Annotated in this window: 26 protein-coding genes; 9 read left to right on the top strand and 17 right to left on the bottom strand. The window is 65.8% G+C overall.

Annotation, left to right across the window (positions count from 1 at the left end):
- Window positions 1-5: 5 nt before the first annotated feature.
- Complete coding sequence (locus tag GLP40_RS33130; RefSeq protein ID WP_196054514.1) at window positions 6-773, bottom strand: hypothetical protein; 768 nt, start codon at window positions 771-773, stop codon at window positions 6-8.
- Window positions 774-1,485: 712 nt separating this feature from the next.
- Between GLP40_RS33130 and GLP40_RS01730 the strand changes: the two genes are divergently transcribed.
- Window positions 1,486-2,022, top strand: coding sequence for a hypothetical protein (locus GLP40_RS01730; protein ID WP_154786016.1), 537 nt, complete (start codon window positions 1,486-1,488; stop codon window positions 2,020-2,022).
- A gap of 789 nt (window positions 2,023-2,811) precedes the next feature.
- The gene (locus GLP40_RS01725) at window positions 2,812-3,189 is read left to right on the top strand and encodes a hypothetical protein (protein ID WP_154786015.1); all 378 of its coding nucleotides are present in this window, start codon (window positions 2,812-2,814) and stop codon (window positions 3,187-3,189) included.
- Window positions 3,190-3,294: 105 nt separating this feature from the next.
- Here GLP40_RS01725 and GLP40_RS01720 read toward each other — a convergent pair whose 3' ends face one another.
- The 5 genes from GLP40_RS01720 to GLP40_RS34990 all read right to left on the bottom strand — a co-directional run bounded on the left by GLP40_RS01720 (window position 3,295) and on the right by GLP40_RS34990 (window position 6,609).
- Window positions 3,295-3,720, bottom strand: coding sequence for a hypothetical protein (locus GLP40_RS01720; RefSeq protein WP_154786014.1), 426 nt, complete (start codon window positions 3,718-3,720; stop codon window positions 3,295-3,297).
- Between the two features lie 674 nt (window positions 3,721-4,394).
- A complete protein-coding gene (locus GLP40_RS01715) occupies window positions 4,395-4,742 on the bottom strand; it encodes a hypothetical protein (protein WP_154786013.1) in 348 nt (115 codons plus the stop codon).
- Window positions 4,743-5,093: 351 nt separating this feature from the next.
- Window positions 5,094-5,543 (bottom strand): TY-Chap domain-containing protein, encoded by a 450-nt coding sequence (locus GLP40_RS01710; RefSeq protein ID WP_154786012.1) that lies wholly within the window; start codon window positions 5,541-5,543, stop codon window positions 5,094-5,096.
- Window positions 5,544-5,560: 17 nt separating this feature from the next.
- The gene (locus GLP40_RS01705) at window positions 5,561-6,052 is read right to left on the bottom strand and encodes a DUF6301 family protein (RefSeq protein ID WP_154786011.1); all 492 of its coding nucleotides are present in this window, start codon (window positions 6,050-6,052) and stop codon (window positions 5,561-5,563) included.
- Between the two features lie 245 nt (window positions 6,053-6,297).
- Complete coding sequence (locus GLP40_RS34990; RefSeq protein ID WP_407671522.1) at window positions 6,298-6,609, bottom strand: DUF6301 family protein; 312 nt, start codon at window positions 6,607-6,609, stop codon at window positions 6,298-6,300.
- Window positions 6,610-7,030: 421 nt separating this feature from the next.
- On the opposite strand from GLP40_RS34990, the gene GLP40_RS34680 reads away from it, so the two are divergent.
- Complete coding sequence (locus GLP40_RS34680; RefSeq protein ID WP_328289564.1) at window positions 7,031-7,654, top strand: DapH/DapD/GlmU-related protein; 624 nt, start codon at window positions 7,031-7,033, stop codon at window positions 7,652-7,654.
- Window positions 7,655-7,901: 247 nt separating this feature from the next.
- Here GLP40_RS34680 and GLP40_RS01695 read toward each other — a convergent pair whose 3' ends face one another.
- The gene (locus GLP40_RS01695; protein WP_154786010.1) at window positions 7,902-8,753 is read right to left on the bottom strand and encodes an alpha/beta fold hydrolase; all 852 of its coding nucleotides are present in this window, start codon (window positions 8,751-8,753) and stop codon (window positions 7,902-7,904) included.
- 411 nt (window positions 8,754-9,164) lie between these two features.
- Here GLP40_RS01695 and GLP40_RS01690 point away from each other — a divergent pair, with 411 nt between their 5' ends.
- A complete protein-coding gene (locus GLP40_RS01690) occupies window positions 9,165-9,647 on the top strand; it encodes an LLM class flavin-dependent oxidoreductase (protein WP_230329142.1) in 483 nt (160 codons plus the stop codon).
- A gap of 121 nt (window positions 9,648-9,768) precedes the next feature.
- Here GLP40_RS01690 and GLP40_RS01685 read toward each other — a convergent pair whose 3' ends face one another.
- Entirely contained in the window at window positions 9,769-10,275 is a 507-nt protein-coding gene (locus GLP40_RS01685) for an AAA family ATPase (RefSeq protein WP_230329190.1), read from the bottom strand.
- Between the two features lie 584 nt (window positions 10,276-10,859).
- Between GLP40_RS01685 and GLP40_RS01675 the strand changes: the two genes are divergently transcribed.
- Window positions 10,860-11,096 (top strand): hypothetical protein, encoded by a 237-nt coding sequence (locus tag GLP40_RS01675; protein ID WP_154786007.1) that lies wholly within the window; start codon window positions 10,860-10,862, stop codon window positions 11,094-11,096.
- Window positions 11,097-11,458: 362 nt separating this feature from the next.
- Here GLP40_RS01675 and GLP40_RS01670 read toward each other — a convergent pair whose 3' ends face one another.
- The 6 genes from GLP40_RS01670 to rplN form a co-directional block, all read right to left on the bottom strand.
- Window positions 11,459-11,920 carry a hypothetical protein gene (locus GLP40_RS01670; RefSeq protein ID WP_154786006.1) on the bottom strand — a complete coding sequence of 154 codons (462 nt, stop codon included), beginning with the start codon at window positions 11,918-11,920 and terminating at the stop codon, window positions 11,459-11,461.
- 401 nt (window positions 11,921-12,321) lie between these two features.
- A complete protein-coding gene (locus GLP40_RS01665; protein ID WP_154786005.1) occupies window positions 12,322-12,786 on the bottom strand; it encodes a hypothetical protein in 465 nt (154 codons plus the stop codon).
- Between the two features lie 426 nt (window positions 12,787-13,212).
- Window positions 13,213-13,398, bottom strand: coding sequence for a type Z 30S ribosomal protein S14 (locus GLP40_RS01660; RefSeq protein WP_029923637.1), 186 nt, complete (start codon window positions 13,396-13,398; stop codon window positions 13,213-13,215).
- 3 nt (window positions 13,399-13,401) lie between these two features.
- The gene (gene rplE, locus GLP40_RS01655; protein WP_154786004.1) at window positions 13,402-13,968 is read right to left on the bottom strand and encodes a 50S ribosomal protein L5; all 567 of its coding nucleotides are present in this window, start codon (window positions 13,966-13,968) and stop codon (window positions 13,402-13,404) included.
- Between the two features lies 1 nt (window position 13,969).
- On the bottom strand, window positions 13,970-14,284 hold the full coding sequence (rplX, locus tag GLP40_RS01650; protein ID WP_040804283.1) for a 50S ribosomal protein L24: 315 nt from the start codon (window positions 14,282-14,284) through the stop codon (window positions 13,970-13,972).
- A 2-nt stretch (window positions 14,285-14,286) separates the two neighbouring features.
- On the bottom strand, window positions 14,287-14,655 hold the full coding sequence (gene rplN / locus GLP40_RS01645) for a 50S ribosomal protein L14 (RefSeq protein ID WP_033090674.1): 369 nt from the start codon (window positions 14,653-14,655) through the stop codon (window positions 14,287-14,289).
- Between the two features lie 313 nt (window positions 14,656-14,968).
- Here rplN and GLP40_RS01640 point away from each other — a divergent pair, with 313 nt between their 5' ends.
- Together GLP40_RS01640 and GLP40_RS01635 are read left to right on the top strand one after the other, a co-directional pair.
- Entirely contained in the window at window positions 14,969-17,005 is a 2,037-nt protein-coding gene (locus GLP40_RS01640) for a M13 family metallopeptidase (protein ID WP_154786003.1), read from the top strand.
- A 90-nt stretch (window positions 17,006-17,095) separates the two neighbouring features.
- Window positions 17,096-19,150, top strand: a complete 2,055-nt coding sequence (locus tag GLP40_RS01635) for a M13 family metallopeptidase (RefSeq protein ID WP_328289563.1) — start codon at window positions 17,096-17,098, stop codon at window positions 19,148-19,150.
- A 30-nt stretch (window positions 19,151-19,180) separates the two neighbouring features.
- On the opposite strand, the gene GLP40_RS01630 is transcribed toward GLP40_RS01635, so the two are convergent.
- From GLP40_RS01630 to GLP40_RS01620, 3 genes are read right to left on the bottom strand one after another with little or no spacing between them, the layout of a single operon-like run.
- The gene (locus tag GLP40_RS01630; RefSeq protein ID WP_154786002.1) at window positions 19,181-19,516 is read right to left on the bottom strand and encodes an MmcQ/YjbR family DNA-binding protein; all 336 of its coding nucleotides are present in this window, start codon (window positions 19,514-19,516) and stop codon (window positions 19,181-19,183) included.
- A gap of 36 nt (window positions 19,517-19,552) precedes the next feature.
- On the bottom strand, window positions 19,553-20,920 hold the full coding sequence (locus GLP40_RS01625) for a SagB family peptide dehydrogenase (protein WP_154786001.1): 1,368 nt from the start codon (window positions 20,918-20,920) through the stop codon (window positions 19,553-19,555).
- A complete protein-coding gene (locus tag GLP40_RS01620; protein WP_154786000.1) occupies window positions 20,917-21,912 on the bottom strand; it encodes an ABC transporter substrate-binding protein in 996 nt (331 codons plus the stop codon). Before GLP40_RS01620 ends, GLP40_RS01625 begins: the two co-directional genes overlap by 4 nt.
- A 189-nt stretch (window positions 21,913-22,101) precedes the next feature.
- Here GLP40_RS01620 and GLP40_RS01615 point away from each other — a divergent pair, with 189 nt between their 5' ends.
- Together GLP40_RS01615 and GLP40_RS01610 are read left to right on the top strand one after the other, a co-directional pair.
- On the top strand, window positions 22,102-23,196 hold the full coding sequence (locus GLP40_RS01615; RefSeq protein WP_196054488.1) for an AMP-binding protein: 1,095 nt from the start codon (window positions 22,102-22,104) through the stop codon (window positions 23,194-23,196).
- A 179-nt stretch (window positions 23,197-23,375) separates the two neighbouring features.
- Window positions 23,376-25,499 (top strand): amylo-alpha-1,6-glucosidase, encoded by a 2,124-nt coding sequence (locus tag GLP40_RS01610; protein ID WP_154785998.1) that lies wholly within the window; start codon window positions 23,376-23,378, stop codon window positions 25,497-25,499.
- The last annotated feature ends 1 nt before the right edge of the window (window position 25,500 follow it).

Genomic DNA, 25,500 nt, shown 5'->3' with positions numbered 1-25,500 from the left:
GACACTCAGGACCGCGAGCCCCCGCCACGACGCAGGTCGGCGTACTCAGCGAAACGAACCGACATCTCCGCGTCGAAAACGGACACTCGTTCCAGAGAATCCCAGTTGTGGAACCGGTCTCGTTGCAAGTACCACTCCATCAACGACACCGCCTCCCCGGCATGTCCCTGCGACAACGCCAACATCACGACATCGCGCAACCGCCCAGCATCCGGATTGGATCTGTCCGCGTCCGTCAAGTTCGGTGTGTGCGCCAGCTTCACAAGCTGCGCCAGACTCTCACGCTGTTCGAACCATCGAGCGACCGGACCACGCATCATGTCCATGATCCGGTCCACCCCGTAATCGACATCGTGCTCGACGCTGATCCAAACCGTTGCCTGCCCAGGGTAATTCGGATGCTGAAAGAACCCGAATTCAACCGTCTCCAGGCACCCCGGCAACCGCACCTTGGCAGTGCTTTCCAACGCCGCGGCCGACAATTCCGCTCGCACACGAGCGACCGGGTCTGCGATCAACCTTGCACGGCTCTCGACACCCACGCTCCCGCCATGGTCGCGCAGCATGTAGACCTCGATCGCCCGCCTCAGCTGGGTATCGTGGCTCTCGGAGGACGTAAACCATTCCCTGCGGTAGCGCGGATAGCGCTTGCCCGGCTCTACCGCCGAAAGGCCCTCGGGCAGCAGCGACGGGGCGAAGCCCGCGGCGGCCAGCCGCTCAGTGAGACGGACCGTGATCATCTTCATCAACCGTGCCGACCCGCTGGCGACCATGGGCTCGTCTCACTCCTCGATCAGCGCGTACACACGCACCGAACGCACTCTATTGCCGCATACCGCGCTGACCGAAGCGGCCAGCGCGACCCCTCTGAATGCATGTGGGGCTGTGGTGTTGGGGTAGACCCCAATCTGACGCACCCGTCGGCGATCAATTCTTCTGGCTGACCGACTGCGTTGGGTGAGCGTCTCAAGGTGTGTCGGAAAGGGAGCCCGAGCAGTGGTACCTGGCGACCGAGGTCACCGCCCTGCCGGTCTGGCCCTCGACCGGTTTCGGTGCTGAAGTCCTGTTGCTGTGAGGCTTTCGGCCCTGTGCAATGATCGGCGGCAGCGAGGACATTTACCAGTGGAGGCCGCCTGGCATCGATAGCGTCCGTTGGGTTGGGTTGGTGCAGGAACCAGGCGGTGGGGGTAAGCAGGCGCATTCGTCGAGATAGCGAGGTGGCGCGATGACGGAATTGGTGCGTTTCTGTTGGCCGATGGAGGCAGCGTGCTCGTCGAGGTGCCTGCGCAACATTGCCAGCGCCGGGAGGATGAGCCGATGACCAGCCGTCCGTCTTTTGCCGCGCGATGTCCATATCCCGGTGCCGACCAGCATCGGAACCGGAGTCGAGGAGGCGATCACGCAGATCCTGACACACCGAGAACAGTTCGACCACGCGCACCGCGGCGGCGCATTCTCACTGTCGTCGCGAGCGCCCTGGCCTTGGTGGGCCTTGCCGCTCCGGCCGCCGCGCACACCCCGGTCCTGCTCGGCTCGGACGACACCGTCGACGCCCTCGACACGAGTCCACTCGCCCCTATCGGAACCGTCTCGTTCGCCTTCTACGGCCGAACCAGCGCGGTCGGCGACACACGCGCGGTCCGCATCCAACTCTCCGGAGGCGAGCCCTTCCATGCCCAGCTCCTCATTCCCGATCTGGCCCCCGAGAACGAGCTATCAGTCCCGCAATTGCCCCGACTGTCGATCCTCGGCCCCGACGGAGCCGTGACCACTCTCGATAACACCGCGCGCGCCCCCTTCTTCGAACCGTTCACCCAGACCTCGTACCTAACCCTCGCCGACACCGCCTCGGCCGCGCAGGCCGGCACCTACGCCCTCGTTGTCACCGGCTCCGCGCCGGCCCGGTTCGTGATTGCCACCGGCGACACCGAACAATTCGGCGCACCACTGGTCAACGCGACCGCCGCCACCCTCGCCGACGTTCAAACCTGGTACCGCACACCTCCCACCTCCGGCACCTAGACGGCTCTGGATCAGCTATTTCCCGGTACCGGCCGCCCTTGCCCTTGCGGACGGTGATCACGCATTTGCGCGCCGACAGGGCGATGTCGCCGATGTCGAGTGCGCAGCGTTCGCCGATGCGCAGACCGGCGTATCGGCCGTACCCGCTGGGTGTGCGCTGAGAACCTTCGGGTTGGTGTTCCGTATGACCTTTGACCAGTGGAACACCCGCACTGCGCTCTTCCGTTGCTGGTCACGGGTGTTCCGCGACCTGTTCCGGTGAACCCCCGCCTTGCGGAACTGTGGCGATCTCGCATCTGGTGCGAAGGAGACGACAGCACGGGCGGCACTGGCCCTTTCTGGCTCATTAGTGTCGATTGCGTAACCTGTTGCAAGGCATGGGATTACAGCTGATCCCCCGATTTCCGGCGAAAACTACCGCCATCGCTGCTGGTCCAGACATATGTGTTGTTCTTCGCGCGATTACTACCAGGATCCCATGCGGTCTGCCCGTCGTGCTGATGTCCACCACCATGGTGTGCGTCGTGAGGCTCTGGCTGCGCCGACGCTGACCACACATCGGTGCCCGCCCCTGCCAACCGGCCGGGACGGGCACCGATGTCCAAGCCCGCCCCGCCGAAACCCATAGGGGGCCTCGCTCAGTACGAGAACTTCGCCGGATTTTCGGCGATTGCTACCGGAACCCCAGGTAGGTGTGGGCGAGCAGGGCGAGGGTGATGTGGCGGTACCAGGCGTCGTAGCGGCGGACCTGGTCCCCTGGATTCCGTCGACCCCGGCCAGCCGCTGTTCGTGCTGCTCGACCGCCACGGCTACGCACCCACCCCGCACACCGACACCCCCGGCGCGCCGCCGACCCTGCCCGCCCTCGGCGTCGACTCGATCAGCGCGGTCATCACACGCCACCTGTCCGGGCAGCCCGTGCGCTACCGGACCCGTTCGCGCACAACGGCTTCCGGCGATCCGGCGCCGACCCCGGAGCCGGAGCCGATCGTCGAGATCGAGCTCAGCCGTGACTACTACGAGATCGGCACCGCCGCCCGCCGCCGCGACGCCGAACTCCTCGCCGACGTCGACGACCGACTCGACGCCGTTCTGGCCCATATGGACGACTGGCTCACCCGCACCGACGCGCTCATCGCCGATACCCTCGGCGCCCGCACGACGTGAGCGCACACCGGGCCTCCGAATCCGGCCGGCTTTAGGCGGATCGCTGACCGCTGTCGGTGTGGGCTCTTGTCGACAGGCTCGTGCGCTCGAGCAGGGAAGGTGTGGTTACGGGAGTACGAGGCAGGCGGGACCAAGTTGGATGCCGGTGCCTACGGTCACCGATGCGGTGACCGGTGTTGCGCCTGGGTGGTTTTCGATCACCCAGATGCGGTGCGCGCCCTTTACTGCCGGAGTCCAGGTGACGGTTGCCTTGCCGTCGACATCGGTGGCCAAGTAGTGCGGGTTGAGCGTCTGGGTAGTGCGATCGTTCGCGGTTTCGTCCACGAAGATCAGCGCGTCGTCCGGTGGGGCGCTTGCGGTGACCTTGTACGAGCAACCAGTGCCGTAGGAACCCGAGCTGCCGAAGCTGAGTCCCGGTGCGACGTCCACGCCGCTGATGTCCGCCTGTGCGGCGGGCGCCGCGAGGCCGATGGCGGCGATCAGCGCACCGGATGTCAGTGCCGCCGCAGCGAACTTCTTCGAGTCGATCATGGCGAAGCTCTCCATGTGTCAACAGAATTCCCCATCAAAGGGGCCGTAGAAGACGGTCCCACAGGCGGGGTGCAACTACCCGCCCCAAGTTTCGGGGGCGTGGCGTTTGCCGAGACCAGAGTAGACGCGCGCGACACGGAGTCCAGGTGCGCGTCGACGCATTGCTGACCCATGCCGCCGACGATGGGGCGTCCACGCCTGGGCGATCGCCGTCCCCTTGACCGCCGCTGGGACGGTGGCGGGGAATCGGCGCGCTCCAATCCGGGCCGCGCCGACGACATCACCGGCCACACTGACGACACCAGCGGGCACCGACCCGGCCGGCACACCTGGGCCGGGTATCCACATCTGACTCGCCGTTCGGCGGGGCCAGGTGGTCATGTATCGGTTTCGGCGAGTGGGGAGCGTCCACGTCTGGATAGAGCTGCCGGTAGGTGTCGACGTGCTCGCAGTAGTGCGTGCGCCCGGTCCCGGTGAACACGTAGTAGTGCCGGGCGGTCGGTCCATCGTGGCGGGGTTCGAGGTAGCCGCGGCTATGGTACTGCTCGTAGCCGACGCACAGGTACAAATGGTTCTCGCCGTGCAGCTGCTGGCAGCGGGTACCGTCACGCTCAGCCCGGGCGATAACGGCCAGTTGTCTCCAGAGTCGTTCTGCCAGTATGCCTTTGGGTGGCTTATTTCGCGCGGGTCGGGTGCCGGTGCCTGCGCGGGCGGCGGCACGGCCTGCTCTGGTGAGCCATACCGAGACCCGGGTCGCGGAGAATTCCGGGCGCGGTCTCGGTGGTGATCAAACCCCGCTCGCGCAGCGCCGCCAAGGTCGAACCGGCACCGGAGTCGTAGACGCCGCGGGCCCGCAGCGCGCTCGCGACCGGGCCGTAGGCGTTGTTGAACGCGATACGCCGCCAGTCACGCGCGGGCGAGGAATCCCAGCGGCCGGTGGCGGCCATTCGGTGCCGGTGTTCCTCGATGTCCTGGTCTGCGTGAAACAGCACGGTCAGGTAGATCCGTTGCCGTTCATTCACCGGCCTTGATAGATGGCGCGCTGGTATTCGGAATCGGATTGTTCGCCGCCGCATGGACGCTAGTACATGACATAGACGCCACACACGGACCTTGACCAGCACGGGCGCGGTCATAGACCGATGACTCCGAGCATCTGCCGCGGAGCGCTCTGACCGGACCAGTCACAGCGAGCTCTCGAAAGATCTACTGGCCGATAACATCCGGGCCGTGACGAACGTCCTTGCACGACCCGCGCGTTCGAAGCAATCGAACTGATGCCGGCCGGGCGGGGAGACCGCCGGCGGCGGGTGCGCTTCCGTTGCTTCGGCCGGACCTCGGCAGAAATCGCGGTCCGGTTGCAGTCGTCGTGGTCAGTTCTCGACGACAGCCGCCAGAGCCCTGATGTCGAATGTCTCATCCGAGCCCTGGATCCAGGCATCGATGTCGAGCTCGGTCGGCTCACCCACTCGCAGACCCTGACACAGCGCTGCTGATACATGGTCTGCGATCATTTCGTAGGCGCGGAAAGGCACAGGCCAGCCGACCAATCGATGCCAGTTGACGGACTGCCCGTCTACCGGTGCGGCCCAACCATGTTCCTGCAGAAGGATTTCGACTCGCTCGGGCATCCGCCACTTCTCGGCGAGTTGCTCACTGTGAACGATTTCGCACCACAACACCGGCGTATCCACACAGAAGCGGGCATACCGGCCCTCAGCGACGTTGAGCACCAAGTACGCCTCGGCGGGCATACACGACAAGGCCAACGCCAACCCGGTGGAAAACTCCTGCCACGCCGTATCGAGGCTCATCGCGTTCATGCCAGTACCTTCGATGCTCACCAGTCACCGGCCTCGTATCTTGCTGCGGCATCGGCGTTCGCTTGCCCTTCCTGACTGATGAGATTCAAACGGACGGTGTTGAAGACGATCTTCAACTCGATCCACACGCGCGGATGTTCCCAACTCATCATCGCGTTTTCGCCCGGCGCCAGTCGGGTGGGATTGCCCATGACCGGGAGCAGCCCGTTGCCGACGGCTGCGAAGCCATCCACCAGAGATCGCCACCTCTGCGCCCATGGGAAAGGGTCGATCTCGTCGCTGACGAGCACCGACAACTCGTCGAACATGCGTTTGCACCGAGTAGCCGACGCATGGGGCCGTTGCACCCGCAGATCCGTACACATGTCCGTGCCGTACTCGGTGGATTCGCCGAGGTTCCATCCCGCGGCATCACAGAATCGGGGAAGATCTTTGTCGAGGTACCACGTCCAGTCGAACTCGGCGGCCAGTCGCGCGGTTCGAACCGCGCCTTCAACATCGACGTGCAAGCGGGGATACTTTCTTCAGCGCTGGACCGGTTGTGCGGCATGCCGACCAGGCGGGTTGCGAACAACCCGGCTAACGACGCGGATGCCATGCGCGCAAAGGTATCCGACCTCCCCGACAACACATTCTCATGCGGGATACCGCGCTGACTGACCGAACCGGCCAGCGCGGGGCGATGGGAGATCGACTGGCCGTGGCCATCCGAGGTCGGCAGGCAGGTGGTCCTCGCTCATCGCACGAAGGGCACTCAGTGTGGTCGCCAGACAGGGTCGAGGTCGGGAGTGAGTTCTGGATCGATCCGCCGGTCGATCTCGTCCTGCCACGCTTGAAATGCAGGACTGATGAGCCTGACCTGGATCGCCGTGCCGCTGGTGGCCAGTTTCAGGACAACTCTGTCCACGTCCCATCCCAGGCTGCGGTTCGATTCGTGTAGCGACCGCCGGGTCGGTCGCTGTCCCACGAGTTCGAACACTCGCTGGGCCAGTTCGTCGAACGCGGTGTTAGCAAATGGCGTCACACTCGGATCATCGAGAACGACGTCGCTGCTGAAGAACCAGATCCCCTGAGAGACCGCGACATTCGTGGCCCTCCGACATTATCGAGATACACCGCGGCGGCGGTGCGGTTGACATCGAGGTCGGTGGTGAGGACGGGCCATTCTTGCTCGGGGTCCTCAAGGTGTCATCCGACTTGTTCGGCGAAGGCCGGCAGGTCGGCGACGGTCCAGGTCCAGTCGAAGTTCAGAGCCGTCTGCATGACGTGGATGGCCCGGTCGAAATCTACTCGCATCGGTATGGACTGCTCTTTCTCTGCATATCGAACTGGATCCCTAAGCCCTGGCGTGCTCACACATCCGTACCTCACCCAACGAAGGCACTGTATGCCGCGTCCCGTGCTGCTGACCGAACCGGCCAGCCCGGCGCATCGGAAGGTCAACTGGCCGCGCCGATCCGAGGCCGGCCGAACATCCGCAACTGCCGATGAGCGAGCATCCATTCGCCAGTCAGATGCGCAAGTATGGCGGGATGGCGAGCGACAATTTCATGCTGATCCACGATGCCGAGCTCCTTGCCCAGGGCGAACGGGTTCTCGGTACCGAGTTCAAAGCGATGCACGAGCGGGTTGTGCAAGTCACGGAGTTGACCTCCCGGCTCAACATCCTGCCCTTCGACGACGAGACCGGAAAGACAGCCCTGCTCGAACAGATCCTGGGCCGCCCTCTCCCAGCAGGAGTCACGATTTACCCGCCCTTTTACACCGACCATGGGCTGCACCTGGACTTGGCCGAGCGCGTGTTCATCAATCAGGGGTGTACTTTCCTGGACTACGCCGGTATTCGGTTGGGCCGGGGCGTGATGATCGGCCCGAAGGCCACTTTCATCACCATGGGCCACCCGGTAGACCCGGAGGAACGGCGCCGATTCCTCACCGGTGCCCCGATCGATGTGGCGGAGAACGTATGGATCGGCGCCGGGGCGATGATCTTGCCCGGGGTCAGCATCGGGCGTGACGCGGTGGTCGCCGCAGGTGCAGTCGTGGCCGATGACGTGCCACCGAGGAGCTTGGTGGCTGGCCCCAAGGCCGCGGTGCGCCGAGATTGGTAGCGCGAGGCAGCGGCGGTTTCACCATGCCGCTGAACGCACTATTTTGCCGCTGATCGCGCTGACCGCACCGGCCAGCGCGGTGCGGTCGGCGGCGAGACCGACTGTGGCCCAGAAACATCCGCTATTGCCGATTATGTGATGCGCTGGTGCGGTGCGCGTTGTTGCCGTGGGCCTGCGTTGGTGCGCATGAATGCCGCAGTTCGGGGGTGGCCGCACCGTCGCAATACCGGACATCGGAAAGAATCATCTAGCGTTGCAGGAACTCCAAGGTGACGCGTTCGAACGCGTCCTTGGCCTCGAGCATGATCCAGTGCCCGCAGTTCGGGAACACGTGCAACTCGGCGTGCGGGATGCTGCGCATCGGCAGCAAGGCCATATCGAGCGGAGTCTGGCGATCCTCGCGCCCCCAGGCCAGCAGCGTCGGGCACACAACCTTGTGCATCATCGCCCAGTACGGTGGCCGGTCGGTATCGGTCAGCACGCGCAGGCGCTCCGCGAACGCCTCTTTGCCGTACATGGATTTGATCGATTCCAGCGCATCCGGATCCAGCGCGGTCTGCCAGCGTTCCTCGATCAACTCCTCGGTGACGAGTTCCGGACTGTAGGACATGCACCGCAACCAGCGGATCAGGTTCTCCCGCGTCGGCTGCTCGGTGAAATCCTGCAGGATCTGCGACCCTTCGCTGAGGGGTTGGGTGAAGAGGTTCGGTCCCACCCCGCCGAGGCAGACGAGCTTGTCGACGCGGCTCGGGTGGTGGATCGCGAGGTTCAGCCCGACCACTCCGCCCAGCGAATTCCCGATAACGGCAGCGGATTCGATGCCCAGCGCGTCCATGAAGCGGACCACCGAATCCATCGCGGTCCCCACCGGATTGCCCGCAACGGGGTCACTGATCCCGAAACCGGGGAACTCGAGCACGTAGCAGTGGTAATGCTTGGCGAACGCTGCCAGGCTGCCCCGGTAGTTTCTCCACCCGCTCACCCCGATCCCGGAACCGTGCAGCATCAACAGCGGCGGCCCGTCACCGGCCTCGTGATAGCGCAGAACGCCGGCGTCCGTGACGGCTTCACGTTTCATGGCTTCAAAGGCTGTATCCATGACCTCGAAACTAGAACGTGTTCCTAAGATCAGTATGTGTAATTAGTAAGGGAGATAAGGGATTTCGTTGCCTACGGGTCGGTGGCCTTCACGGTAGGCGTTGCGCGGAAGTAGCAACGTAAAGCCCGACTGGTTCGGATGCCTATGATCTCCGCAGCAGGCACAACACCGGCCGTCTGCAGGCTGCCTAGCAGCACGAGAACATCCTCTTCCGCCGCTGGTCGCGCTGACCGAACCGGCCACTGCGAGGCGAGGGAAGATCAACGGGCAGAGCGCCGACGGCAGTGCGCGCTCAGTAGCCGAATGCAGTGCCTTCGGCAGCAGGATCAGATATCCGGCTATCGGAGATCGACTCGGGTACGGTGCGCGGTGTGGAGTTGTTGCGGCGGTTCACCTCTAAGCAGTATCGGTATGCGTGCCTCTCCGCTGCGCCCGGCCTGGCTGACTGCGTGGGAAGCGCACTCGCTGTCGCTACTGACCGAGGGTCGCTTCGAGATGGGCACCGGCAGACCGGGAATCGAGGACGAACTCCGCGACAAGGGAGTGCCCGCCGCACCGCCGCGGAACGAGCGGCTGGCACAGGTACGTGAGACCGTGAGGACTCTGCGAGAACTCGACGGCCCCGACCTGCACACGCCCGTGGCGATGGCCGTACTCGGTCCTAAGGCCCGGGCGCTGGCGGCCGAGATCGCGGACACGGTCACCTTCGTGCTGGGGGATCAGCCTCGCGGCGAAGTCGAGCGACTGACACGCGAGTTCCGCACCGTCGGGGACGTCGAGCTCGCGCTCGCCGTCCCGGCTATCGGCGATACTGTCGCGCCGCACATGGCACGCCCCGACACCGGACCCGGCCGCGCTTCGTGCGGCGGACGCACTGACCGTCCTTCCGGATGACCCGGCCGCCGCCGAGGAAATCCAGCGGCGACGGGAAGAGATCGGCTTCTCCTATTTCATCTTCGGCGCCGACTTCGCCGACAGATTCGCTCCGGTCGTGGCCGAGCTCGCCGGACGTTAGCTAGGCGGTCGTCGCCCTTATCCGCTCGGCAAGGTTGGCGACATCCACCTCATGGGTGGTGTCGATCATGAGAGTGGGAGCCAGACCGAGTGGCCCGGCATGCGCGGCCCAGTCGTCCCAATTCTCGGCCAGGCGTTGCCGGTCCCGGTGGATGGCTGCACGCTGACGTGAGGCATACCGGGATCTGGCGACGTCCGCGGGAATGTCACACCACACTTCCACGACCCGGCGAGCACCGGATCTCTCGATACCCGCACGCGCCAACGCCAGATTCCGTGGCTTGAACCACCAGGAGTCGATGACAACATCGACCGGCGACTCCTTCGTCCAGACGGTATCCGTCGCGACCACACCCAATTCCGTTACCTCGACAGCATTTTCGAGGCAACCGGCCAACGCTTCCTTGATGGCATCCTTGGACAGGAACCACGTGTTAAGGAACCTAGAAAGCGCAACGCGCAAGGTAGTCTTGCCCGCGCCGGGAAGTCCGTTCACCAAGACCAGCATTCCGTCCACGCGTCGATCATGAACCAGGACCGAATGCGCGCCGCCGCAACGGACTACCCTGCGGATCGCGCCGACGAAACCGGCCGGCGCCAGACCGGCGGGCAGATCGCGACGTTCGGCATCAGCCGGGACGCACCCTACTGCCGAGTTCCGGACAACTGGCTGGATCTCGCACTACCCGCAGCCGAAGCGCGTTCTTTCGCCAATTTCCGAGTGGTAGTGCGGGTTCAGGCCGGTTGATCTTGCTGCCCGGCCGCGCATGGCAACACACTGCATTGCCGCATGGCACGTTGACAGAAGTGGCCGACCAATGGTGTCGGAAGATCAATGGGCAGACCGCCATACGGGCGCTGACAGTCCGCGCTCATGCTGAATTGAGCACGCTCATTTCTGTCCAGCGGATTGGTTTGATGGTGCCGATGATGGCGACGAGCGGACCGGCGTCGATCTCACCCGTTTCGGGTGAAGCTATCCAGCTGACAGTCGCGGAGACTCACGGTCAGCGCCGAGACACAGAAGCTCGTCGCGGATCCCGGTTCACGCACCGTGGTGACCGGAGCTCTTGATTCGAAGGAGTTGAGGAGATGCTCGCAGGAATCACCCGCTCGGCGGTAGTCGCCGCGATAGTAGTCCCGCTCGCCGCCCTCGCGGCACCGTCCGCATCCGCGGAACAGCCCACAGCGGCGAATGTGGATCAACCCGTGGCGTCCAATATCGACATGCCCTTACGCACGAATGTGGATGCGCCGTACATCAGCGTCAACATATGCGTCCACATCCCGACCCCCGGATCAGCCACCCTGGACTGGTGCTGGCCGTAGCGGTCCTCGCATTGCTTTCGAAACCGGGCGCAAAATGCTGCCGTAATCGGGTCGTACCGAACCACTCGCGGTCGTTCTCGGGAGACGAAGATCAGCCCGTGCTCGAAAAGCTCCGGCCACTTACCGGCCTTACGCTGCCCGTAGAAGAGCCCGTGCACAGTGGAGAACAGCGCCGCCAGCCTACGATCAGCGCAATGTGGACTGAGGCCTCCAGCCGGCTGTGTCGGCAAGCGTCGAATGCATCCTCAACCAACAGATAACGGCCGACACAGCAAACCCCCATCCTGCCGTTCTGCAGGTGGGGGCGCCGTATTCTCAGTTCGATTCCCCGCGCGCTCACTTGACGACGCACGGGGAGCAGCCTATCCGCTGAGAGAACTCAGTAGCGGGCCGATGACCGGTATGGAGGCGGCGCTTCCAGTCGACGCCGGCGCGGCGGCCACGGAAATATTGGCGATGAGGTTCGAATTGTATTGCGGGGTGCCGTTAAGATCTTCCTCGATCCAAATCTGGTGAGTACCAGCAGCTTTCGGTGTCCACTGAGTGGAACCCGACCAGTTGGATGCTGGAGTCTTCGTCGTACTGTTCAGATTATTGCCGGTGACGTCTTGGTCGACCAGATAAAAGGTTGCGCCCGCCAGGACCGGGATCGTCGAAGTGACGGTATAGCTCTGACCAGCAGTGTAGTTGCTGCCGATGAGAGTGATGTTGCCGTTAGCGATGTCGGCCAACGCGGACGGCGCTGTGAGCGCCGATGCGGCAGCCAGTGTCGCGAACCCGGTCATGCCGATCCCCACCCGGCGGGTTCGTGCCTTAAACCCCATTACTTCTCCTGAATGCATTGTTCGAACCACTGCACCCGAGGGCGCACCCTCGAGTCGCGTGACCCTAACCAGTCTTCTCAACCACTACAACAACGTCGTATCGGTCGTCGAATCGGTAGGGAGAGCGCCTATCTCGTCTGCGGTCGGAAGATTCGGACCCCGCACCGAACCTGGTGGATACTCGGTGCGGCACAGATCATCCCCTATCGAACCCCTGTGATTGGCGCAGTCCGATTACGTGGCCGAATGCCGTTCCGGCGGCCGCAGTGCACGCGCGGCGGAGGCGGTGTGCTCGACAGGCGAGAGCGAAAACCCGTCGTGCCGACCGTGCAACAGCAGTTCTGCTGCGCGCCAATGCCTATCGGCCACTGCTCCAGTGCGGTGAGCAGCTACCCCCCTCGTCACCAATCGTGACCGCGCGTAAGTTCCGCCTTTGCCTGCGACAGCATGTCGCGTTGGAGCGACTGACAATGAGCCCACCAGTCGGGATGCGCCACAGGGTCGCGAACGGCATCGTGCAAGCCTCGGGCATGCGCGATGACGCGGTCCCGCAAAGCATCCGAGCAGATGATCTCGAGACGCTTCTCTGCCAGCCATACGCTCTCGATCAACCGCTTCAAATCGTCCGGAGCGCCCCCGCGCTCCCGGACGTCGAGTTCCCCCTGTAGACGCTGTGTCGTCTCGAAGTAGTCGAGAAGCGCGGACTTCAATTCCTCACGATGCGCGAGACGACTCTCAGCTCGAAACCTCAGCTTGGCCTCGCGAGCTGAACTTCGTTGCACGAGAAGCGTTGCCGATGCACCGAGCCCAGCACCCAGCAGGGGCAGCAATCCTGACACCAACGTTGAGACCACACCGGACGCCATGGACCTGATTCTCGCAGCACGGGACCCGCTCTCAACATCGAACTCACGGCCGTCGATCAGAGCGACGCACTCTTTCCGCATAATGCGCTGACCGAAACGACCAGCTCGATACATCCCGCCAACTCGGCTGGGGTGATGCGCTGTATCAAGTCTTCTTGCTGACCCAGCCAGGCGATCCTGACCACCGTACTCTGCCGAACCCACTGCCCCACAAGACAACTGGTCGCGGAACAGCCTTCACACAGCGGCAGCGGTATGTGTCACTGCATACGCTCGAGACTGCGGAATCGACAGCCGACATCTGATCAGATTCAGCCAGGGGGCGAATTCGGCGACCGCTCGATTGTGACCCGACTCAGTTCGAAGACGCCGAAGGCCCCCACCGAGTCGAAACTCGGTGGGGGCCTTCGGGTTCAGAGCGTCAGCTCACCAGGACGACTTGTGGACGCCCGGGAGTTCGCCGCGGTGGGCCATCTCGCGCAGGCAGACGCGGCACAGGCCGAACTTGCGGTAGACGGCGTGCGGGCGGCCGCAGCGCTGGCAGCGGGTGTAGGCACGCACCGCGAACTTCGGCTTGGCGTTGGCCTTGTTGATCAGAGCCTTCTTAGCCATGGATCAGTTCTCCTTGAACGGGAAGCCGAGGTGCTTGAGCAGGGCACGGCCTTCTTCGTTGTTGGTGGCCGTGGTCACCACGGTGATGTCCATACCACGCGGACGGTCGATCTTGTCGACGTCGATCTCGTGGAACATGGACTGCTCGGAGAGACCGAAGGTGTAGTTGCCGTGGCCGTCGAACTGCTTCGGCGACAGACCGCGGAAGTCGCGGATACGCGGCAGCGCGATGGAGATCAGGCGGTCCAGGAACTCCCACATGCGGTCGCCGCGCAGGGTGACCTTCGCGCCGATCGGCATGCCCTCACGCAGCTTGAACTGCGCGATGGACTTGGTGGCCTTGCGGATCTCGGGCTTCTGGCCGGTGATCAGGGTGAGGTCGGCGACCGCGCCGTTGATCAGCTTCGCGTCACGGGCGGCGTCGCCGACACCCATGTTGACGACGACCTTCACCACGCCCGGGATCTGCATCACGTTGGCGTAGTTGAACTCTTCGTTCAGCGCCGGCTTGATTTCCTCGCGGTAGCGCTGCTTCAGGCGCGGCTGCACCTTGTTCTCAGTAGAAGTCATCTCAGATGTCCTTCCCGTTGCGACGGGAGATGCGGACCCGCTTGCCGTTCTCGTCGGTGCGGTAGCCCACGCGGGTCGGCTTGCCGTCGGAGTCGACGACCATCACGTTGGAGGCCTGGATCGGCGCTTCCTGGGTGACGATGCCGCCCGAGCTGGCGCCACGCTGGTTCGCGGAGTTCGCGACGTGCTTCTTGATGCGGTTCACGCCCTCGACGAGGACCTTGCCGGTCGCCGGGTAGGCCTGGATGACCTTGCCCTTGGCGCCCTTGTCCTTACCCGAGATGACGATGACCGTGTCGCCCTTGTGCACCTTCATGGTTACAGCACCTCCGGGGCGAGCGAGACGATCTTCATGAAGCGCTTCTCACGCAGCTCACGGCCGACCGGGCCGAAGATGCGGGTGCCACGCGGATCGTTGTCCGCCTTGATCAGCACCGCGGCGTTCTCATCGAACTTGATGTACGAGCCATCCGGGCGGCGGCGCTCCTTGACGGTGCGCACGACGACGGCCTTGACGACCTCGCCCTTCTTGACGTTGCCGCCGGGGATGGCGTCCTTGACAGTGGCGACGATGATGTCGCCGATGCCGGCATAGCGACGCGACGAACCACCGAGAACGCGGATGCAGAGGATCTCCTTGGCACCCGTGTTGTCGGCGACGCGCAGTCGCGACTCCTGCTGAATCACTTCAGCTCCTCCTAGACCTGGACGATATGCACGCCGGATTGCCGACCCGACGGGCATGGTCAGTTGCCCCTCTGAACGCGCGCCTGCCAGCGGTTTCACCGATCTGGAAGAACAACCACTGTGGGTTCGCGGCCGAAGTGCGGGCATAGCTCCCGCAGGCAACCGGTCTAGTGTAGCGAAGCCCCAGGTCGGGCCCAAATCGGGCATTCGGACGAACGGCCGGGTGCGGATTCAGGGGTTCCTCAGCCGGGTCGGCTAGCGTCGGCGCGAGCAACGTCCGAGCTATCCGATCATCCCGCAGAGGAGATTCGCGTTGACGTCCGAGCGTCCCGCTCTCGACCGCCGCACGTTCCTGATCGCGCTGGGGTTGGCGCCGACGGTGGCCGTACTGGCCTCCTGCAACAGGACGGATAAACCGAAGCCGCTCATCGGGCCGGATATGTCCGGATCGGATCCGGTGGTGCGACCGCAAGACGATCTGTACCGGTTCGTCAACGGAAAGTGGCTGCGGGACTATCAGCTGCCGCCGGACAAGGTGTCGTTCGGCACCTTCGACGAGGTGAAGGAGCGGGTGCAGCAGCAACTCAGGGAGATCATCGAGGGGATTCACGACCCACAGGCCGGGTCGAACGAGCAGAAGATCCGCGACCTCTACGACGGGCGGATGGACCAGGACGCCATCGAGAAGCTCGGTATGACGCCGCTGCAGGATCTCTTCGATCAGATCGACAAGGCCGGAGCCAAGCCCGATCTCGCGCATGTCATGGGCGGCCTGCCGAGAGTTGGGCTGATCGGGATCGACGTGGGGCCCGACCCCAAGGACTCCAATGCCTATCTGCCGTCCATCTCACAGGCCGGGCTCGGGTTGAGCGAGCAGTACTACCGGAAGCCGGAATACGCCGACAAGCTCGCCGCGTACCGGACCTGCATGCGGCGCATCGCGGCCGGGGCCGGGTTCCCGGATCCGGCCGCCATGGCCGACCGGGTGGTGGATCTCGAGACGCGCATCGCCGGATTCCATTGGGACAATGTCACACTGCGCGACACCGAGGCCACCTACAACCTGAAGACCTGGGCCGAGCTGGTAGCGCTGGGTCCGCGATTCGATTGGGATCCCTGGCTTTCCGGCACCACCGATCGTCCCAAGAACCTCTTCGACAAGATCGACGTGAGCGAGCCGTCATTCGTCACGGGAGCGGCGCAGCTGTGGGCCGAGGTCGATATCGCCGCCTGGCGTGAGTATCTGAAACTGAGCCTGGTGCGGGCGTTCGCGACGTATCTGCCCAAAGCCATCGCCGATCCGAGCTTCGATTTCTTCAGTACCGAGATGCAGGGGCTGAAACGGCGGCCGGACCTGTGGAAGTCGGCGGTGTCCACGGTGAACTCGACCGTGGGCGAGGCTCTCGGAAAGCTTTATGTGAACAAGCATTTCCCGCCCGAGGCGAAGAAGCGGGCGCTGGAGATGGTGGGCGATCTGCGCGCGGCCTACAAGGACAATTTCACGAATTCGAGCTGGATGTCGCCGCCCACCCGGATCGCCGCCGTCGCCAAGCTGGAGAAGATCAATGCCAAGATCGGGTATCCGGACAAGTGGGAGGACTACGCCAAGCTCACCGTGACCCGCGGAAAGCTGGTCGAATCCCTGCGCGCCTGCGACGCTTTCGACGCCAAGCGCATGTTCGACCGGCTCGGGACGCCGGTGGACAAGTCGGAGTGGAGCATGCCGCCGCAAACGGTGAACGCCTACTACAACCCGAGCGGCAACGAGATCGTCTTCCCCGCCGCCTTCCTACAGCCGCCGTTCTTCGACCCGGATGCCGAGCCCGCGGTGAATTACGGCGCGGGCGGCGCGGTGATCGGCCACGAGATCGGGCACGGCTTCGACGATCAGGGTTCCAAGTACGACGGGGACGGCAATCTGAAGGATTGGTGGACGCCGGAGGACAAGGCCGCGTTCCAGGCCAAGACCGAGCAGCTCATCGCCCAGTACAACGCGCTGGTCCCGGAGGGGCTGCCGCCGGATCGGCACGTGAACGGCGAGCTCACCGTCGGGGAGAACCTGGCGGACCTGCGCGGTCTGGAGATCTCGCTGGCCGCCTATCGAATGATGGAGCAGCGCAATGGGACCGCGACGCCGGATTACCAGCCGATGTTCGAATCCTGGGGACGCACCTGGCGCACCAAGATGACCGACGCGGCGCTGGAGAATCAGCTCGCCGATGATCCGCATTCGCCCGCGGAATTTCGATGCAATCAGGTGGTGCGGAATCTGGCCGAGTTCTACAGCGCCTATGACGTGAAGGAAGGCGACAAGCAATTCCTGCCGCCGGACCAGCGCGTCACGCTCTGAGATCGTCCCCACGTTCGCGACACCCCGCGCGAGGCGGCCAACCCCGGTAGCCTCGCGTCGGTATCGCAGCTTCGGGGAGAGGTAGTGCCTGTGACTTCGTCGGGTCGTCCGGCCGGTTTGGACCGTCGTCGTTTCCTGATCGCGCTCGGTCTCGCGCCGGCCGTCGCCACGCTCGCGGCGTGCGGCACCGATATGAAGGACACGGTCGCCTCGACTCCGCTCAGCGGGCCCGATATGTCCGGGTCCGATCCGACGGTGCGGCCGCAGGACGATCTGTACCGATTCGTCAACGGCACATGGCTGCACGAGTACCAGCTGCCCGCGGACAAGGTGTCGTTCGGAACCTTCGACGATGTCGCGGACCGGGTCGAGGGCCAGCTGCGGGAGATCATCGAGGGCATCAAGGATCCCAAGGCGGACACCCCCGAGCAGCAGATCCGCGACCTGTACGACGCCCGGATGGATGTGGACACCATCGAGAAGCTGGGCGTGACGCCGCTGAACGAGATGTTCGCCGATATCGACAAGGCCGCCGGCAAGCCCGAGCTGGCCAAGGTGATGGGCGCGCTGCCCATCGGCGGGCTGATCGGGCTGGGCGTGTCGGTGGACCGGAAGAACTCCAGCGCGCACATCGCCTCGGTCGGGCAGTCCGGAATCGGGTTGGGCGAGCAGTACTACCGCAAGCCCGAATACGCCGCCAAGCTGGCCGGGTACAAAACGTTCCTGGAGAAGATCGCCGCCGGCGCGGGATTCGCCGACCCGAAGGCCATGGCGGAGCGCGTGCTGGATCTGGAGACGCGCATCGCGGCCGGATTCTGGGACAACATCAAACTGCACGACACCGAGGCCAGCTACAACAAGATGTCCTGGAACGACATGGTGGCGCTGGCGCCGCAATTCGATTGGGATCCCTGGCTTTCCGGCAATACCGATCGGCCCAAGAGCCTGTTCGCGACGGTGATCGTGGGCGAGCCGTCCTTCATCACCGCGGCCGGGCAGCTGTGGCACGACGTGGACATCGCGGTGTGGCGGGATTATCTGAAGCTGGCGGTGGTGCGCGAGTACGCGCGCTTCCTGCCGAAGACCATCGCGGACGCCAATTTCGATTTCTTCGGCACGGTGATGAGCGGGTTGCAGCAGCGGCCGGAGCGGTGGAAGTCGGCGGTGGGCACCGTGGACAGCACGCTGGGTGAACAGCTCGGAAAGCTGTACGTGGCCAAGCATTTCCCGCCCGAGGCCAAGAACCGGGCGATGGACATGGTGGCCGACCTGCTCGCGGCCTACAAGGACAACTTCACCAATTCGACGTGGATGTCGCAGCCCACCAAGGACGCCGCGCTGGTCAAGCTGGCCAAGATGGGCGTGAAGATCGGCTATCCGGACAAGTGGGAGGACTACAGCGGGCTGAAGATCACCCGCGGTCGGCTCATCCAATCGCTGCGCGCCGCCAATGTATTCGGCGCCAAGAAGATGTTCGACAAGCTGGACAAGCCGGTCGACAAGGCCGAGTGGGGCATGACGCCGCAGACGGTGAACGCCTACTACCAGCCCGTCAACAATGAAATCGTCTTCCCCGCAGCCTTTTTGCAGCCGCCGTTCTTCGATCCGAAGGCCGAGGCCGCTGTCAACTACGGCGCGGGCGGCGCGGTCATCGGCCACGAGATCGGCCACGGCTTCGACGATCAGGGCTCCAAGTACGACGCCGACGGCAACCTGAAGGACTGGTGGACCCCCGAGGACCGCGCCAAGTTCGACGCCCGCACCAAGAAACTCGTCGACCAGTACAACGGCCTGGTCCCCGAGGGCCTCGATCCGGCCCACCACGTCGACGGCACCCTCACCCTCAGCGAGAACGTGGCCGACAACCGCGGCCTGCAAATGGCTTTCGCCGCATACCGCATCAACCAGAAGCGGGCCGGCGTCGAGAACCCCGATTACACGCCCATGCTCGAATCGTGGGGCCGCAACTGGCGTTCCAAGCAGACCAGTCAATACGTCGAAAACCTGCTCGCCAACGACTCCCACTCACCCGACGAGTTCCGCGCCAACCAGGTGGTCCGCAACCAGGCCGAATTCCACGCCACCTTCGCCACCAAGGACGGCGACAAGCTGTTCCTGGCCGAGGACCAGCGCGTCACCTTCTGATTCACCGCGAACACGCGGGGATCCGGCCGTTCAGACCGGATCCACCAGTTCCCGGGGTGCGGCCTGCCGCCACGAGTCGGTGACGATGGCTTCCAATTCGTCGAGGTCGTCCAGGGCGGCGAGCCGCACCCGCACCCACGCGTTCCCCGCCTCGTGCGGCGCGATCCAGAACTTGCCGGGCTCGGCCAGCACCAGTTCGTCGCGGTCGGCGATCGGGCACCGCACCGCCATCGAGGTCTCGTTCTCCGGCAGGGTCAGGAAGAGTTTTCCGGCCACCCGGAACGTGGGCATCTGCCACTCGAACTGCTCCGTGGTGCGCGCCAGCGCCAGCGCCACCGCCCGAACCTCATCCCCGGTCGTCGTCATGATCTCGATGGTCCCAGCCGGGTCCGACAATCGCGACTAGCGGTCGGCGGCCGGGGTGCCGAGGATCATGCTGCCCACAGTGCATTCCGCCAGTTCGTCGACACCGGTGGCGGCGGTGAAGGCCGCGGTGTCGCTGAAGCCCTGGGCCACCGCGCCGAGGTTCATGGCGGTGGCCGTCAGGTAGAGGGTCTGCATCAGGACGCCCACGTGCTTGAGCACGTTGGCGTAGGCGACCGATTCGTAGGACCACATCACCCTGCCCGCCCGGGCCGAGATCACTAGCAGCAGTTGCGGTTCCGAAGCATGGGCGAGGGTGGCCGAGGCGGCGCGCAGCAGGCGTTGGACCGCGGGGGAATCGAGAGAGGCTACCGGACGCAGGACGTGCTCGAAGGAGTCGTAGTGGTACATGCCGGAGGGCAGGCCCGCGACATTGCGGGCCACGGGGTAGAGCTCCAGCTCGTGGACGCTGCCGCCCGAAGGGTAGGGGCGGGAAGGGAGTTCGTCGCCGTCGGGGGTCGACTCCACCGAACGGGTGCGGGCGCTCCGGTAGAGGAGCTCCGCCAGCTGGGCGAGGGCGAGGGGCCGGGTGTCGTCGAAGGAGCGACAGGAGCGGCGATCCTCGAGGACGGCAGTCAGGCTCGGGTCCGTGGTGCGCAGGACCGCGACGTCGGGGGCCGGGAGCGCGATCGGGGCGCCCGGGTAGGCCGGACGATGCGCCGGGAGCCGAGGGAATTCGCCCTTCGCCCACTCGGTGGGGCCGAAGTTGTCCCAGGTGACGGTGCGGGAGCCGAGCGTGCTGCGACGGTGGAACCAGAGGTCGGGGGCGCTCCAGCCGCGGGTGGTGAACTCGCTGTCCTCGAAGACCGGGTCGGCGGTGAAACCGCCTCTGGACAGGTCGGCCGCGAGTCGGGACGAAAGGTGTTCGGGCAGGCCCAGTTCCGCGGGTTCGGCGCCGACGGCGAGAGCCAGCAGGCGGGGGTCGTGGATACGGAGGTCGCACCACGAGCCGGGATGCTCCAGGACCAGGCCGTCCGAATCACGGTGGATGACCGTGAATTTCGAGAGGACCGCGCGGGCGCCCGGCAGCGGACCGGCGGGGCGCGCGGGCGGGGTCGTGAAGGGCCGCACCGTGTACAGGTCGCGGTCGCTGTCGCGGACCGTGATCTCGAGCCAGCCCGAACCGGCCAAGCGGTCGAGAAGCCTTGCCACCGAGTCGGATTCGGACGCCATCCCCGCCACGGTCGCGGGATCGCGGTTGAGGGCTTTCAATGCCCGGCTCTGGGCCGGGGTCAGCCCGGTCAGCTTCTCGTCGTGCGGCGGGTTCAGCAGGACCACGCCGCCGGGAACGGTCAGGCAGGTGACGCCGGGGCGGAGGGCGTAGCGGGTGTGGTCGGTGCTGATCATCTGGCCGCGTTCACCAGGGCGGGCTCGATCTTGTCCAGCAGGTACGGCAGGGCCAGGGGGGTGGGCTGGTTGATGGCGCTGATCTCCTGGACGGTGAGGAAGACCGCGGAGTTCTTCTCGACCGACCGCAGCTCCTTGAATCCCGGTAGGCCCCGGTACTTTTCGTCCATGCCGGGCGAGTAGCCGGCCAGCAGCAGATCGGAGTCCAGTTCGTCGAGGCGCTCGGGCGAGAGGGCCAGGCGTCCGCCGGAGCCGCCCTGGTCCACCAGGTGCTGCGGGATGGTCATGCCGAGTTGGGTGAACAGGCGGCTGGACCCGTCCTTGGGGTCGGTGAGGACCATGAGCTGCGACGGCCCGGCCAGCCAGGAACTGATGAAGGTCTTGTTCTTCAGGCCCGGATTGCGTTGCCCGATGCCGTCGATGCGGCCGTTCAGGTCGGCGATGAGCTTGTCGGCGGCGTCGGTCTTGTGCAGCACCTGCCCGAGCGTCCGCACCAGGTCGGTCCAGGGTGTGACGGCCTCCTTGCTGAGCCCGGGCAGGGTGGGCGCGACCTTGGACAGGTCGCCGTAGGTCTTGGCATCGGCGATGAAGGGATCGGCCAGGATCAGGTCCGGGTTCAGCGCGGCGACCTGTTCGGCGAGATTGCCGGTGGTCTGCAGCGCTGTGGACCGCGACAGCGCCACCGGCTCCCACGGCGCCGCGCCCTTGCTGAGCACCGCGATGTTGTCGATGTAGCCGACCGGGGTGACACCGAGCGCCTGCGCTGTGTCGAGCCACTGATTGCCCAGGGCCACGATGCGAGCGGGGGTTCCGTTCACGGTGGTCCGCCCGAGTGCGTGGGTGATGGTGACCGGTTCGCCGCCGCCCGCGGTCGAGTCGTCGGAGGTGGAGCCGCAGGCCACCAGCCCGAAGGTGAGCACCGCGACCACGGCCGCGAGGGCGACCCGCGCGGCGGTGGTCCGGGATCCGGGCACTCGGAACGCCGACTTCATCGTGACTCTCCTGTCCGCCGATGCCCCGCCCGCGTGGGCGAGTAGTAGGTGAGCCTAGCCTAATTTTCTCAGGAAACGCGAGCTGTTGTCTCCGATTCGATCCCCCGAGGGGTGGCCGATCACGCCCTCCATCGATTAGGTTAGGGTTGCATAAGTAAGAACCGGGGGTTTGGAACGATGGAGCATGCGGTGCCGGAAACCTTGTCCGCCGTCGAGCGTCATCGGCTCATGGACGAATGGGCCAATGGCGTCGAACTGTATGACGTGCCGTCGGTCTCCATGCTCATCGACCGCGGCCGCCGCGTGCCCGCGTTGCGGACCGCTGTGCGCTGCGGCGATCACATCCTCACCTATGCCGAACTCTACGAACGCCTCGACGGCGGCGTCACCGGAACCGCCGGGCCCACCCTCGACGATCTGGCCCGCGTGGTCTGCGATATCGCCGAGGCCGCCGAGTTCGGCGCGGTCCTGGCCGAGCTGGGCCCGCACGGCACCGGCCTGAAGCCGGTCGCGGTGGCCGCGGCCGCCGACGATCGCCGGGCGGTGGCCGCCGATCAGCGCTCCTGCCCGATCGACCGGGCCTACGGCTCGCCGGATGTGCGGCTGCTGGCCACCCGCTGGGACACCACCGACGCCGCGGTGGAACTGCTGGCCGTCCTGGCCGACGGCGCGACGCTCGTGCTGGCCACCACCGCCCAACGAGCCCACGCGACCGCGCTGGCCGAGCTCATCGCCACCAGCGCCGCGACCCACGTGGTGGCGGACACGGACACGCTCGCGGCACTGGCCTTCCTGCCCTCGCCCGCGCTGCCCACCGTGCGGCGCTGGGATGTCTTCGGAAACGACTGCCCGGCAGCGCTTTCCGATCTGCTGCGCGAGCTGGCCCCCGGCTCGTGCGCCGGGTTCGCCTACACCACTCCGGAATACGCGGGTGCGGCGGCGCGTGGACCTCTGGACGGTTCGGGCCGGGTGCGGCCGATCCCGGGTGCGCGGCTGCTCGTACTGGACGAGGCGCTGCGGCTGGTGCCGCCGGGCCGGTCCGGCCGGGTGTACGTGGGCGGTGCGGCGCTGGCGCTGGAACTGGACGGCGCCGCGGACGGCTTCGTCGACGACCCCTTCGCGCCGGGCGGTCGCCTGGTGCGCACCGACGCGCACGGCGGCTGGACCGCCGATGGCTGGCTGCTGCTGGACATGGTCGAGTCGGTGTCGCCGGCACCGTCTTCAGCCGCCGAGCTGATCCCCGCGCGGAGCCTGGACGACACCCCGGGATACGCCGCGGCCTGACCCTCGCACCTCTCGGGCCATACGGGGACAACCGGACGAAATCCGCGCGCCGAACTGTGCGGCGCGAAACCCTGAACCTTCCGAAGTGCGCATTCGCTTCGATCTCCGGCGATATCGTGAGATTCACCGAATGGCTGCCGAGCGAAGGCGGCAGCGCGTGCCCTGGCGAAAGGGTCTCCATGAACAGTGCTGGTCCGGATGCCCCGGATGCCGGTGAGCCCTCGGCTGTAGCCGGCTACGGCGGGGCCGTCACGCTGGTGGAGGGGAGCACGTTCTGCCTCTCGGATCGACTCGGGGATGTGGAGCCGGGCACGTCGTACGGGTTGTTCTATCGGGACGCGCGGGTGCTGTCGCGGTGGGAGCTGCGGTTGGACGGACAACGGCCGGAACCGCTGTTGGTCTCGAGCCCGGAGGCGTTCACCGCCCGGTTCATCCTGCGCCGGCCGCCCTGGGCCGGCGCGGCCGACAGTACGGTGCTGATCGTCCGGGACCGGCTGGTGGCCGATGGGCTCCGGGAGACAGTCACGGTCGAGAATCTGGGCCGCGAAACCACCGCCCTGGACCTGCGATTGCAGGTGGACGCGGACTTCGCGGACCTGTTCGCGGTCAAGGAGGGCCGCAGCGGCAGCGCCCGCGCCGAGATGATCGTGGCCGAGGAGGAACTGCTGCTCAACGATCGCTCCGACCGCACCCGGGGATTGGCGGTGTCGTCCTCGGAAACGCCTGTGGTGCTGCCGGGTTCGCTGTCGTGGCGGGTGGTGGTGCCCGCCGGGGGCAGCTGGCGGACCGAGATCGTGGCCCAGCCGACCGTGGGCAACCAGCCGATGCACTCGCCGGTGCGGGCGGGCGAGCACTACGAGGCGAGCGAGCCGAGCCGCAAGATCGCGGCCTGGCGTGACACCACCACCAGCATCACGGCCGCGCATCCGCTGCTGGCGTGGGTGCTGGCGCGCACCGAGAGCGATCTGGGCGCCTTGCAGATCCGCGATGACGCGCGCGGCGGGCGTCCGTTCGTGGCGGCGGGCGCTCCGTGGTTCATGACCCTGTTCGGCCGGGACTCACTGCTCACCGCGTGGATGGCGCTGCCGCTGGATGTCGGCCTGGCGCTGGGCACTCTGCAGCAGTTGGCCGAGATGCAGGGACAGCGGGTGGATGCGCGGACCGAGGAGGAGCCCGGCCGCATCATGCACGAGATGCGCCGCGGTCCGGCGAGCGGGCAGTCGCTGGGCGAGACCTATTACGGAACCGTCGACGCCACCCCGCTTTTCGTCATGCTGCTGGCGCAGGCCCACCGGTGGGGCGCGGACGCGGACGCGGTGCGGGCGCTGCTGCCCGCCGCCGACGCCGCGCTGGCCTGGATCGCCGACCACGGGGACCGCGACGGCGACGGCTTCGTGGAGTATCGCCGCGCCACCGACCGCGGCCTGTCCAATCAGGGTTGGAAGGACAGCTTCGACGGCATCAACGACGCGGCTGGACGCCTGCCCGAACCGCCCATAGCGCTCTGCGAGGTCCAGGGTTACGCGTACGCGGCCCTGCTGGCCCGCGCGGATCTGGCCGATGACTTCGGCGACCCCGCCACCGCGAATCGCCTGCGTGATCGCGCCGCCGACCTGCGCACCAAATTCACCGAGGCCTTCTGGCTCCCCGACCGGGGCTGGTTCGCGGTGGCGCTGGACGCGAAGAAGCGCCGCGTCGACGCCCTCACCAGCAATATCGGCCACTGCCTGTGGTCGGGCATCGTGACAGACGAACACGCCGCCACCGTGATCGGCAAACTCGCCGCCGCGGATATGGACTCCGGATTCGGTTTGCGCACACTGTCTTCCACGATGGGCGCCTACAACCCGATGAGCTATCACAATGGTTCGGTCTGGCCGCACGACACCGCGATAGCCGTTGCGGGCCTGCTGCGTTATCGGCATCTCCCCGGCGCGCTGGACCTGGCGACCCACCTCGGCGAGGGACTGCTCGACGCGGCCGGGGCGTTCGGCGGCCGCCTGCCCGAACTGTTCTGCGGCTTCCCGCGTTCCAGGTTCTCCGCCCCGGTCCCCTATCCCACCTCCTGCTCTCCGCAGGCGTGGGCCAGCGCCGCGCCGCTGCTGCTGGTCCGCTCCTTCCTGGGCCTGGATCCCGATGTCCCGCACCACACCCTGACCGTCCTACCGCACCTGCCCGCCCGCTGGGGCAGGCTCGAACTGACCGAGCTTCGCTTGGGCGGGACGGTCGTCGACCTGGCAGTGGAAGGCGACCGTGTGACCGCCACCAACATCCCCGACGATTGGCGGCTGATCACGCACTGAG

It is taken from the genome of Nocardia aurantiaca, from assembly GCF_009708175.1.
Classification (GTDB): domain Bacteria; phylum Actinomycetota; class Actinomycetes; order Mycobacteriales; family Mycobacteriaceae; genus Nocardia; species Nocardia aurantiaca.
Note: the sequence above shows the minus strand (reverse complement) of the source record. Positions and strands in the feature narration are given on the sequence as shown.

Coding starts and splice junctions, on each gene's coding strand:
- GLP40_RS01625 (WP_154786001.1), bottom strand. CDS start 20,920: ATGATCAGCACCGACCACACCCGCTACGCCCTCCGCCCCGGCGTCACC.
- GLP40_RS33130 (WP_196054514.1), bottom strand. CDS start 773: ATGGTCGCCAGCGGGTCGGCACGGTTGATGAAGATGATCACGGTCCGT.
- GLP40_RS34680 (WP_328289564.1), top strand. CDS start 7,031: ATGAGCGAGCATCCATTCGCCAGTCAGATGCGCAAGTATGGCGGGATG.
- GLP40_RS01610 (WP_154785998.1), top strand. CDS start 23,376: ATGAACAGTGCTGGTCCGGATGCCCCGGATGCCGGTGAGCCCTCGGCT.
- GLP40_RS01630 (WP_154786002.1), bottom strand. CDS start 19,516: ATGACGACGACCGGGGATGAGGTTCGGGCGGTGGCGCTGGCGCTGGCG.
- rplE (WP_154786004.1), bottom strand. CDS start 13,968: ATGACTTCTACTGAGAACAAGGTGCAGCCGCGCCTGAAGCAGCGCTAC.
- GLP40_RS01670 (WP_154786006.1), bottom strand. CDS start 11,920: ATGGGGTTTAAGGCACGAACCCGCCGGGTGGGGATCGGCATGACCGGG.
- GLP40_RS01660 (WP_029923637.1), bottom strand. CDS start 13,398: ATGGCTAAGAAGGCTCTGATCAACAAGGCCAACGCCAAGCCGAAGTTC.
- GLP40_RS01710 (WP_154786012.1), bottom strand. CDS start 5,543: ATGAACGCGATGAGCCTCGATACGGCGTGGCAGGAGTTTTCCACCGGG.
- GLP40_RS01665 (WP_154786005.1), bottom strand. CDS start 12,786: ATGGCGTCCGGTGTGGTCTCAACGTTGGTGTCAGGATTGCTGCCCCTG.
- GLP40_RS01620 (WP_154786000.1), bottom strand. CDS start 21,912: ATGAAGTCGGCGTTCCGAGTGCCCGGATCCCGGACCACCGCCGCGCGG.
- rplX (WP_040804283.1), bottom strand. CDS start 14,284: ATGAAGGTGCACAAGGGCGACACGGTCATCGTCATCTCGGGTAAGGAC.
- GLP40_RS01690 (WP_230329142.1), top strand. CDS start 9,165: ATGCGTGCCTCTCCGCTGCGCCCGGCCTGGCTGACTGCGTGGGAAGCG.
- GLP40_RS01685 (WP_230329190.1), bottom strand. CDS start 10,275: ATGCTGGTCTTGGTGAACGGACTTCCCGGCGCGGGCAAGACTACCTTG.
- GLP40_RS01695 (WP_154786010.1), bottom strand. CDS start 8,753: ATGGATACAGCCTTTGAAGCCATGAAACGTGAAGCCGTCACGGACGCC.
- GLP40_RS01720 (WP_154786014.1), bottom strand. CDS start 3,720: ATGATCGACTCGAAGAAGTTCGCTGCGGCGGCACTGACATCCGGTGCG.
- GLP40_RS01675 (WP_154786007.1), top strand. CDS start 10,860: ATGCTCGCAGGAATCACCCGCTCGGCGGTAGTCGCCGCGATAGTAGTC.